We start from the raw sequence: 10,393 nt of genomic DNA on the forward strand, positions 1-10,393 counted from the left end.
TACGCTGGTGTTCCGCCACCAGTTCGGAGGCCGCGAAGCCCCATGCCGCCCCACCCGATCCGCGTACTCCTCGTGGAGGACCACGACATGGTCGCCGAGGCGATCGGACTGGCGTTCCAGCACACCGCGGGGCTCGACGTGGTCGCCACCGCGCGCTCCGTGGCCGGCGCCGTCACCGCGACCCGCGAGCACCGCCCCGATGTCGTGGTGCTGGACCGGAGACTGCCCGACGGCGACGGCACGTCCGCCATCGGCGAGCTGGCCGCGTTGGGTGCCCGGGTCCTGGTCCTGACCGGCGAGGCCACCCCGTCCGTCGCCGCGCGGGTGGCCGAGGTCGGCGGCGCGGGCCTGGTGCTCAAGTCGTCCCGGCTGGAGGACCTGGCCGACGCGGTCCGGCGGGTGGCCGACGGCGAGGCGGTGTTCGACGGCGCCCTGCTCAACGGCGTGCTCAACCGCCTGACCGGCCGGGTGCCCGCGACCGGCGCGTCCCTGACCGGGCGCGAGCGCGAGACCTTGGCGCTGCTGGCCGACGGCGCGAGCACGAACGAGATCGCCACCCGCCTGGGCGTCGCCCGCAACACCGTCCGCAACCACGTGCAGCGCGTGCTGGACAAGCTCGGTGCCCGGTCGAAGCTGGAAGCGGTCACCATCGCCCGCCGCGAGGGCCTGGTCGACTAGCGCCTGGTGCGTTTGCACCAGCGGTGGTGGGCTGGCTGCGTCTCGCCTGCCCGGGGCCTGGTGGTCCACTCTGCCAGCGTGGACGTGCCGGTGGCGGGCCTGGTGGCCGAGTTCAGCCCGCCCGCGGGACCTGGTGGTGCGGGGCTGGCCCGGGAGTTCACCCGGCGCACGTTGGAGCGGTGGAACTACGCGGGCGCGCACGACGACGTCGTGCTGGCCGTGTCCGAGCTGGTCGCCAACGCCGAACGGCACGCGCGCGGTCCGGCCGTGCTGCGGCTGCTCGGCGGGGTCCGCCGAGTGCGGGTCGAGGTCTCCGACGGCAGCCCCGAGCACCCGGGTCAGCGGGTCGCCGGTGTGCGCGGCGGGTGGGGGTTGCCGCTGATCAGGCGGCTGTCCCGGACCTGGGGCGTCACCCCGTCGGCACACGGCAAGGTCGTGTGGTGCGAGCTGGGCTAGCGGCCCGGCGGCGGTCGTCGGCGCCGATGGTGCACAGTGGCGCCATGTCCGGATCGCCGCTCAGGCCCGAGCGCCTCGACCAGTCCGCGTTCCGCCTGCTGGTCGAGGGCGTGATCGACTACGCCATCTTCATGCTCGATCCGGGCGGCCACATCGTGAGCTGGAACGCGGGTGCCGAGCGCATCAAGGGGTACCGCGCCGAGGAGATCCTGGGCAGGCACTTCTCGGTGTTCTACCCACCCGAGGACATCGCGACCGACAAGCCCGGCCGGGAGCTGGAGGCCGCCATCGCCGACGGGCGGCTGGAGGACGAGGGTTGGCGCTTGCGCGCGGACGGCACCCGGTTCTGGGCCAACGTCGTGATCACCGCCTTGTTCGACCCTGATGGGCAGCTGCGCGGTTTCGGCAAGGTCACCCGCGACATGACCGAGCGCCGCCGGACCGAACAGGCGCTGCTGGAGCGGCACAGGCTCGTCAGCCACCTGGTCGAGGCGCAGGAACTGGAGCGGCGACGCATCGCGTGGGACGTGCACGACGACTCCATCCAGGCGATGGTCGCCGTGGGCATGCGCCTGCAACTGCTGTCCGCCGCCCTTCCCGAGGAACACCGGGCCGCTGTGGACCGTCTCGACGGCACCGTCCGAGACACCGTCGACCGCCTGCGCCTGCTGGTGTTCCGCCTACGCCCGCCGGAACTGGACCAGCTGGGCCTGGTCCGAGCCCTGGAGCGCTACCTGGGCGACATCGTCCCACGCTGGGGCTTGGCGTACACCGTGCACGACCTGCTGGAACGCGAGCCCGTAGGCGACACGGCGATCACGATCTTCCGCATCTTCCAGGAAGCACTGGCAAACGTAGGCAAGCACGCCCGAGCGTCCACAGTAGAAGTCTCTCTATCCACTGTGGACAACGGCACCCTGGTAGACGTCTCCGACAACGGCCGAGGCGGTGCCGTGATCGGCCACCGCAGGCCCGGCACAGAACACTTCGGCATGATCGAAATGCGAGAACGCGCCGAAACCGCCGGCGGCTGGTGGACCGCCGGAGACCGCCCAGGCGGCGGCACGTCGGTCCGCTACTGGCTCCCCTTCACAACCCCTCGCCCGGAGCACCCGTGAAGCCCCCACTCCGAGTGCTGATCTGCGACGACGACACCCTCATCGGCGAGGCCCTGCACGACGTCCTGACCGCCGAACCAGACCTGGCGGTAGTAGCGGTGGCCCAAACCGCTGCCGACGCAATCACCCTGGCCAAGCAACATGCGCCTGATGTCGCGGTGCTCGACGTGCGAATGCCGGGCGGCGGCGGGATGCACATCGCCCGCGAGATCCGGCGACTGAGCCCAACGACCCGGTTGATGGCCTTTTCGGCCCATGTCGACGGGGCGGCGGTGGACGAGATGCGCCGTGCGGGAGTCCTGGAGTACTTGGTCAAGGGCGCAACGAATGCCGACATCGTCGCCACAGTCCGCCGCGTCGGCCGCACCTGACGGCGGGGACAGCCGCGCCTGACGGGGACGGGCGGCATCCGACGGGTCGGGCCGAGCCGTGACTCGGCGGGGTTTGGCTTTGGCGCGCACAGCGCGTCTTCGCACGCGGAGCGCGCGCCCTTCACCCCCATCGGCGGTCTCCCGGCCCGCTTTTCATCTTGAGCGCGCGAAGCGCGTTGCGTTTAGACCCGCGAAGCGTGTGGATTGAGGAAGCGAAACGCAAGTTCAAAGATCAATAGAGCCCGCCGGCGGGCAGACCACTGAGGATGGACACAAAGCAAAAGAAAGGGCGAGGGCAGAGAAGTGCTGTGCGGCAGTTTCCTGAAAAACCTGCGCGCGGCGCGCGTAGGGGGTGCCGGGCTGCCCGTGAAGAGCGTGGCGGTGGTTGGATCACTGGGTACCGCAGTCACAGCAACACCACGGCATGCAACGACCGTGCGCCTCCAATGCTTCAGCTCTGGTGGATCAGCCGCTCGGGGGCCGTGCCGGTGCTGAGCCAGGTTCGCGCCAGCTTGGTGGCCGCAGCGCGGAACACGCCGTCGCGGTTGCCGTCTTCGGGGCTGACGACCTCGGCCCGCTTGTCCAAGACCAAGTACCGGTCCGCTCCACCGTCGGTGTGGAACCGGTAGCGCGCCTCGGCTTCGGTCTCAGTGGTTCTTGATCTGCTCGATCTCGGCGCGGGTGAACCCGGTTCCTCCGCCGACCCTGGGTACGTCCGCGACATGGCTCGCGACATCGTCGACGTCGTCGGAACCCCGGATCGACTGGTAGGCGTTCTCCGACCAGCGGTCGATGCGGTCGTAGGCACGCAGCGATCCGTCATCGACCGGCCGCGCGCCGCAGGTTTGGCCTGGGCGAGGAAGCTCGTCACCCGACCGGGCAGGGGTCTTCAGGTCGTCCAGGACCTTGCGGACCTTGGCGAACACATCACCGAGCTTGCGCAGCAACGGGATCAGCTTGCTGATCGTGCGCACCAGTTTCTTCAGGATGTCGCCGATCTTCGCACCCCACCGCGCCACCGCTGCGGATGCCTGCGCGACCACGACGGGCGTTGCGAGGCCGAGCGTGAACGCGACCTCCGCGGCCCACGAGATCAAGCGGCCGACCAGGTCGGCGGTCAGGTCGCGCACGACCTCCCGCACGACGGCGACCACGATTCCGGCCATCTCCACGGCTGAACCGAACCCGTCAGCGGCTGTGGACGCGCCGGCGAGGACTTCGGCGTTGTTCTTGGCGACGGCGCGGTAGGCGTCCCCGGCCTGCCCGACCCAGCCGGCGGTGTCGTCGGCTACGTCTCGCGTGTAGTCGTCCCGAACCTCCGCCACAGCCTTCGCCGCGTTCTTCCAGGTAGCGGCGTGCGAAGCAACGACATCCGCGTTGCCGGCCAGCCAGTCCAAGGCATCGGACAACGGCTTGACGTGTTCGATCAACCACGAAACACCGGCGGACAGCAGGGACCCCAACGGGTCGACGACGAAGCTCAGCGCTTCGAGCCCGACTCCGGCGACACCCAATCCGATGTCTAGCTTGCAGGCATTGCTATATCGGCGCACGCCGACGAGGGCCACGTGATCGGCGAACTTTCCCCCGGACGGCACCGCGCACGTGGAGGCAGGCACCAACGCTCGACCCCCGAGGGAGTAGGTGCCGCATGGTCATGCTGACCCTGGATAGGGCGTACGACGTCAGTCCTGTTCCAGGCCCAGGTAGAAGGCGATCAGGCGGAGGAGGTGTTCGGTGTCCACCGGCTTGGTCACGTAGTCCGTGGCGCCTGAGGCCAGGGACTTCTCGCGGTCGCCCTTCATCGCCTTGGCCGTCACCGCGATCACCGGCAAATCCGCATACCGCGACATCGCCCGGATGGCCGCGATCGTCGCGTTTCCGTCCAATTCCGGCATCATGATGTCCATCAGCACCAGCGACACGTCGTCATACTGTTCCAGTGCCCGGACGCCCGTGATCCCGTTGTCCGCGTAGATCACCTCCAACCCGTGCAGCTCCAGGACGCTGGTCAAAGCAAAGACGTTGCGCAGGTCGTCATCTACGATCAGGACCTTTTCGCCGTGGAAGCGCATGGGCGCGGGCGGCAGGTCATCAGGGGCCGACGTGATTGCCGTTGGTTCCTCTACCGGGGTCAGGAGTTCGGGGAGTTCCGGTTCTACCGGGGTTGGGACCAGGCTGTGGTCGCCCAACGGCAGGTACAGGGTGAACGTCGAGCCGACGCCGGGTTCGCTGCGCACGTCCAAGCGGCCCTCCAAGAGGGCGGCCAGTTCTCGGCTGATGGACAAGCCCAAGCCTGTGCCGCCGTACTTGCGGGACGTCGTTCCATCAGCCTGTTGGAAGGCCTCGAAGATGACCGACAGCTTGTCCGCCGGGATGCCGATGCCCGTGTCCTGCACGTCGAAGGCCACTGCGCCGTCGGCCAGCCTGATCCTCAACCGAATTGCGCCGTCGTGGGTGAACTTCACCGCGTTGGAGAGCAGGTTGCGCAGGATCTGCTGCAAACGGTGTTCGTCGGTGTGGAGGGTGGAGGGCACGTCCGCTTCTACGGTGACCTCGAACTCCAGGCTCTTCTCCGCCGCAAGCGGCAGGGTCAGCGCCTCTACGTAGTTCACCACGTCCGACACCCGTACCGGGTCGGTCTGGACCTGCATGTGTCCGGATTCGACCTTCGTCAAGTCCAGGATGTCGTCGATGAGTTGCAACAGGTCCGTGCCCGCCGAGTGGATGGTCTTCGCGAACTCGACTTGCTTCGGGTTGAGGTTGCCGTCCAAGTTGTCGGCGAGCAGTTTGGCCAGGATGAGCAGTGAGTTCAACGGCGTGCGCAGCTCGTGCGACATGTTCGCCATGAACTCCGACTTGTACTTCGACGCCGACGACAGCTGCCGCGCCCGTGCCTCCAGCTCCACCGAGCCGGCCCGCAGCTCCTCGGTCAGGCGCTGCGACTCGGCCAGCAGGCTGTCGGTGCGGGCGTTGGCCAACATGGTGTTGACGTTGACGCCGATGTTCTCCTTCAGCTGGTCCAGCAGGTCCAAATGGACCTCCGTGAACTCGCTGAACGACCCCAGCTCGATCACGCCGAGCGTCTCGCCCTGGAACACCACCGGCAGGATCACCAGGTTCAGCGGCGGCGCGGAGCCCAAGCCGGAGCCGATCTCCAGGTAACCCGGCGGGACGTCGCGCACCAGCACGGTCTTCTTCTCCACCGCCACCTGGCCGATCAGCGACTCGCCGCGGGCGAACCGGGTCGGCCTGCCGCCTCGTGGCTGGTAGGCGTAGGTGGCGGTCAGCTCCACCGCGTCGGACTCGCCGTCTACCAGGAAGAACGCGCCGTGCTGGGCGGAGACCAGCGGGGCCAGTTCGCTGATCACCAGGGACGCCATCGCGTGCAGGTCGCGGTGGCCCTGCATCATGCCCGAGAGCCTGGCCAGGTTGGTCTTGAGCCAGTCCTGCTCCTGGTTGGCGCGGGTGGTCTCGCGCAGGTTGCTGATCATCCGGTTGACGTTGTCCTTGAGGTCGGCGACCTCGCCGGAGGCGTCCACGGTGATCTGGCGGCTCAGGTCGCCCGCGGTCACGGCGGTGGCCACGACGGCGATCGCACGCACCTGGCGGGTCAGGTTCCCGGCCAGCTCGTTGACGTTCTCGGTCAGCCGCTTCCACGTGCCGGACACGCCCTCGACCTCGGCCTGACCACCGAGCTTGCCCTCGGTGCCGACCTCCCGGGCGACGCGCGTGACCTCGTCGGCGAACGAAGACAGCTGGTCGACCATCGTGTTGATCGTGGTCTTGAGCTCCAGGATCTCGCCGCGCGCGTCGACGTCGATCTTCTTGGACAGGTCGCCGCGCGCCACGGCGGTGGTGACCTGGGCGATGTTGCGGACCTGGTTGGTCAGGTTGTTCGCCATGAAGTTGACGTTGTCGGTGAGGTCCTTCCACGTGCCGGCCACGTTCGGGACGCGGGCCTGGCCGCCCAGGATGCCCTCGGTGCCGACCTCGCGGGACACGCGGGTGACCTCGTCGGCGAACGCGCGCAGCGTGTCCACCATGCCGTTGATCGTGTCGGCCAGGGCCGCGATCTCGCCCTTCGCCTCGACGGTGATCTTCTTGGACAGGTCGCCGCCCGCGACCGCCGCCGCCACCGCCGCGATGCTGCGCACCTGGGTGGTCAGGTTGTCGGCCATGACGTTGACGTTGTCCGTCAGGTCCTTCCACGTGCCTGCGACGCCCGGCACACGGGCCTGACCGCCGAGCCGGCCGTCCGTGCCGACCTCACGGGCGACGCGCGTGACCTCGTCGGCGAAGCCGGACAGCTGGTCGACCATCGTGTTGATGGTCGACTTGAGTTCGAGGATCTCGCCGCGCGCGTCGACGGTGATCTTCTGCGACAGGTCGCCGCCCGCGACCGCCGTGGTGACCTGGGCGATGTTGCGGACCTGGGCGGTGAGGTTGTTGGCCATGAAGTTCACCGAGTCGGTCAAGTCCCGCCAGGTGCCCGCGACACCGGGGACCTGCGCCTGACCGCCGAGACGGCCGTCCGTGCCCACCTCGCGAGCCACACGCGTGACTTCGTCGGCGAACGACGAGAGCTGGTCCACCATCGTGTTGACGGTGTCCTTCAGCTCCAGGATCTCCCCGCGCGCGTTGACGGTGATCTTCTGCGACAGGTCGCCGCGCGCCACGGCGGTGGCGACCTGCGCGATGTTGCGGACCTGGGCGGTCAGGTTGCCCGCCATGAAGTTCACCGAGTCGGTCAAGTCGCGCCACGTGCCGGCGACGCCGGGGACCTGCGCCTGACCACCGAGACGGCCGTCGCTGCCGACCTCGCGGGCCACGCGGGTCACCTCGGCCGCGAACGACGACAGCTGGTCCACCATCGTGTTGATCGTGGTCTTGAGCTGGAGGATCTCGCCGCGCGCGTCGACGTCGATCTTCTGCGACAGGTCGCCCTGCGCGACGGCCGTGGTGACCTGGGCGATGTTGCGGACCTGGCTGGTCAGGTTGCCGGCCATGAAGTTCACCGAGTCGGTGAGGTCGCGCCACGTGCCGGCGACGCCGGGGACCTGCGCCTGACCGCCCAGGCGGCCCTCGGTGCCGACCTCGCGCGCCACACGGGTGACCTCGTCGGCGAACGACGACAGCTGGTCCACCATCGTGTTGATGGTGTCCTTGAGTTCGAGGATCTCGCCGCGCGCGTCGACGGTGATCTTCTGCGACAGGTCGCCTTGGGCCACCGCCGTCGCCACCTGCGCGATGTTGCGGACCTGCGACGTCAGGTTGTTCGCCATGAAGTTCACGTTGTCGGTCAAGTCGCGCCACGTGCCGCCGACGCCGGGGACCTGCGCCTGACCGCCGAGCCGGCCGTCCGTGCCGACCTCGCGGGCCACGCGCGTGACCTCGTCGGCGAACGACGACAGCTGGTCCACCATCGTGTTGACGGTGTCCTTCAGCTCCAGCATCTCCCCCGCGACCGTGACGGTGATCTTCTGCGACAGGTCGCCCTGGGCCACCGCCGTCGCCACCTGCGCGATGTCGCGGACCTGCGCGGTGAGGTTGTCCGACATGAAGTTCACCGAGTCGGTCAGGTCGCGCCACGTGCCCGCCACGCCCGGCACGTTCGCCTTGCCGCCCAGCCGGCCCTCGGTGCCGACCTCGCGCGCCACGCGGGTGACCTCGCCCGCGAACGTGCGCAGGGTCGCGGTCATCGAGTTGAAGCTCTCCACCAGGGTCGCGACGTCGCCGCGCGCGGTGACCGTGATCTCCTGCGACAGGTCGCCCTCGGCCACGGCCGCCAGCACCCGGCTCAGCTCGGCGGTCGGACGGGTCAGGTCGTCGACCAGGCCGTTGACCGCGTCGGAGGCCATCGCCCAGCCCTGCGGGCCGGCCCCGGGCGCGAGCCGCTCGCCCAGCCTGCCCTCCTGGCCCACCGCCTGGCGCACCCGCACCAGCTCGCCGACCAGCCACTGGTTGCGCTCGGCGATCTCGTTGAACACCTCGGCCAGCTCGCTCGCCGGCCCGTCGGGCACCACGAGCCGACGTCGGAAGTTCCCGTCCCGCATCTCCCGCATCGCGGACAGCAGTCGGGCCAGGGTCACGTCCGTGTCGTCCTGGGCGGTCGTCACGAGGGCCTCCAACGTCTGCGGATGTGCGCCAAGCCTGCCACTGTTGAACGCGGCGTGTCCGCTAGGTTGGGCACGACCCGACACACAGGAGCCGCGATGGCCCAAGGCTACCGGCAGGGCGCCGACGCGGGCCTCGACCTCGACGCGTGGCGCCGCCTCGTCGACGGCTTCCACGAAGCCGTGGTGGTGCTCGACCCGGAAGGGGTCGTGCGCCTGGCCAACCCGCTCGCCGCCGTCCTGTTCCCCGAGGCCCGGCCCGGTGCGCCGGCCTCGCCGCACGGCCGTGCCCAGGACCTGGGCGGCGGCTGGACCGCCTGGTACCGGGGTGTCGAGGACTTCTTGGAACGGGCGTCGCAGCGGCTCGCGGTGCTGACCGACCGTGACGAGACGCTGCGGACCGTGGTCGAGCTGGCGCCGTCCGACCACCCCGTCGTAGTGGTGCCGGGCGCACGCGGGCGGCTGGAGTGGTGGCGGCGGGACAGCTCGGGTGTGACCGTCGCGCGCACGACCCGGCAGATCGCGGGCACCGTGCCGGGGCTGCTGGACGTGCTGGACGGGTCCGCGCGACACGCCGAGATCACCCAGCCGGGTGATGCTCCGTGGGGTCGGCCCTCGGGTGGCGGCCTCGCCGTGTCGTTCGACGGGCACGGCGCCCTGGTCAGCTTCGGCAGGTCGCGGGACCAGGAACTGCTCGAGCGGTTCGCCGAACGCGCGTCGGCGGCGCTCGACGCGAGCACCCGGTTCAGCGAGCAGCAGCAGACCGTGGAGGCGCTGCGCGCCGACCTGCTGCCGCGCCCGCTGCCCACCATGACCGGCACCCGGCTCGCCCGCGTCTACGAGCCGGCGCACCGACGCAACCTGGTCGGCGGCGACTTCTACGACGTGCACCCGCGCGAGGACGGCAGTGCCGCGTTCGTGCTCGGCGACGTGGCGGGCAACGGGCTCGAGGCGGCCGTGCACGCCGGGCGGGTGCGGCGGTCCCTGCACACCCTGCTGCTGGTCGAGCAGCGCCCCGCGCAACTGCTGTACCTGCTGAACTCGGCGCTGCGCGCGGCCGGCAGCCGGCTGTTCACGACGCTGGTGGTGGGCAATCTCGTGCCCGTGCAGGCCGGTGGGCTGCGGGTGACCCTGGCGGCCGGCGGACACCCCGCGCCGCTGGTGCTGCGCTCCGGCGGGCGGGTGGACGAGGTGGCCGTGCACGGCGGCATCGTGGGCGTGCTGCCGGAGGTGAAGTTCCAGCAGACGACGGTCGCGCTGGCGCCGGGCGAAACCCTGCTGATCTACAGCGACGGCGTCACCGAGGCCCGCGCCCACGGCGACCGGGAAGACCTGTTCGGCGATGTCCGGCTGAAGGCGGCACTGGCGGAGTGCGTGGGACTGCCGGCGGCGGCGGTGGCCGAGCACGTGCGGCGGGTGGTGTTCGACTGGCTGGGCGCGGCGGAGCACGACGACCTCACCATGCTGGTCGTGCAGGCGGAGGATTGACCGTCCCCACTTTCGGCACGAGCACCCCCCGGACTTCCGCCGGCTTCCGCCGACTTCCCAGCGCGCGAAGCGAGCTTTGGCTTTTCTTCTACCTACAAGTGGAGGGCCTCGGTTCCCCCACCGTATGGCCTGCCCGAAGGGCTACCACAGATTTCCCGGGGTGCAG

At 69.8% G+C, this 10,393-nt stretch carries 8 protein-coding genes; 5 read left to right on the plus strand and 3 right to left on the minus strand.

The annotated features are described in order from the left end of the window. The first annotated feature begins 42 nt into the window (after positions 1-42). From WBN91_RS09755 to WBN91_RS09770, 4 genes are all read left to right on the plus strand, one after another. Positions 43-678, plus strand: a complete 636-nt coding sequence (locus WBN91_RS09755) for a response regulator transcription factor (protein ID WP_337723431.1) — start codon at positions 43-45, stop codon at positions 676-678. A gap of 78 nt (positions 679-756) precedes the next feature. Next, a complete protein-coding gene (locus WBN91_RS09760) occupies positions 757-1,134 on the plus strand; it encodes an ATP-binding protein (protein WP_337723432.1) in 378 nt (125 codons plus the stop codon). A 44-nt stretch (positions 1,135-1,178) separates the two neighbouring features. Beyond that, a complete protein-coding gene (locus tag WBN91_RS09765) occupies positions 1,179-2,252 on the plus strand; it encodes a PAS domain-containing sensor histidine kinase (protein ID WP_337723433.1) in 1,074 nt (357 codons plus the stop codon). Beyond that, positions 2,249-2,623 carry a response regulator gene (locus WBN91_RS09770; RefSeq protein ID WP_337723434.1) on the plus strand — a complete coding sequence of 125 codons (375 nt, stop codon included), beginning with the start codon at positions 2,249-2,251 and terminating at the stop codon, positions 2,621-2,623. Before WBN91_RS09765 ends, WBN91_RS09770 begins: the two co-directional genes overlap by 4 nt. 451 nt (positions 2,624-3,074) lie before the next feature. Here the strand turns inward: WBN91_RS09770 and WBN91_RS09775 are convergent, their stop codons facing one another. The 3 genes from WBN91_RS09775 to WBN91_RS09785 form a co-directional block, all read right to left on the minus strand. Further along, positions 3,075-3,215: a hypothetical protein gene (locus WBN91_RS09775; protein ID WP_337723435.1), complete on the minus strand. Its 141-nt coding sequence runs from the start codon at positions 3,213-3,215 to the stop codon at positions 3,075-3,077. 55 nt (positions 3,216-3,270) lie between these two features. Continuing rightward, entirely contained in the window at positions 3,271-4,191 is a 921-nt protein-coding gene (locus WBN91_RS09780) for a WXG100 family type VII secretion target (RefSeq protein ID WP_337723436.1), read from the minus strand. Positions 4,192-4,308: 117 nt separating this feature from the next. Continuing rightward, complete coding sequence (locus WBN91_RS09785) at positions 4,309-8,742, minus strand: HAMP domain-containing protein (RefSeq protein ID WP_443217683.1); 4,434 nt, start codon at positions 8,740-8,742, stop codon at positions 4,309-4,311. 96 nt (positions 8,743-8,838) lie between these two features. Here WBN91_RS09785 and WBN91_RS09790 point away from each other — a divergent pair, with 96 nt between their 5' ends. Then, entirely contained in the window at positions 8,839-10,227 is a 1,389-nt protein-coding gene (locus WBN91_RS09790; protein WP_337723437.1) for a PP2C family protein-serine/threonine phosphatase, read from the plus strand. Positions 10,228-10,393 lie beyond the last annotated feature (166 nt).

The sequence above is a fragment of the Saccharothrix sp. CCNWYY140 genome (assembly GCF_037401995.1).
Taxonomy (GTDB): Bacteria; Actinomycetota; Actinomycetes; order Mycobacteriales; family Pseudonocardiaceae; genus Actinosynnema.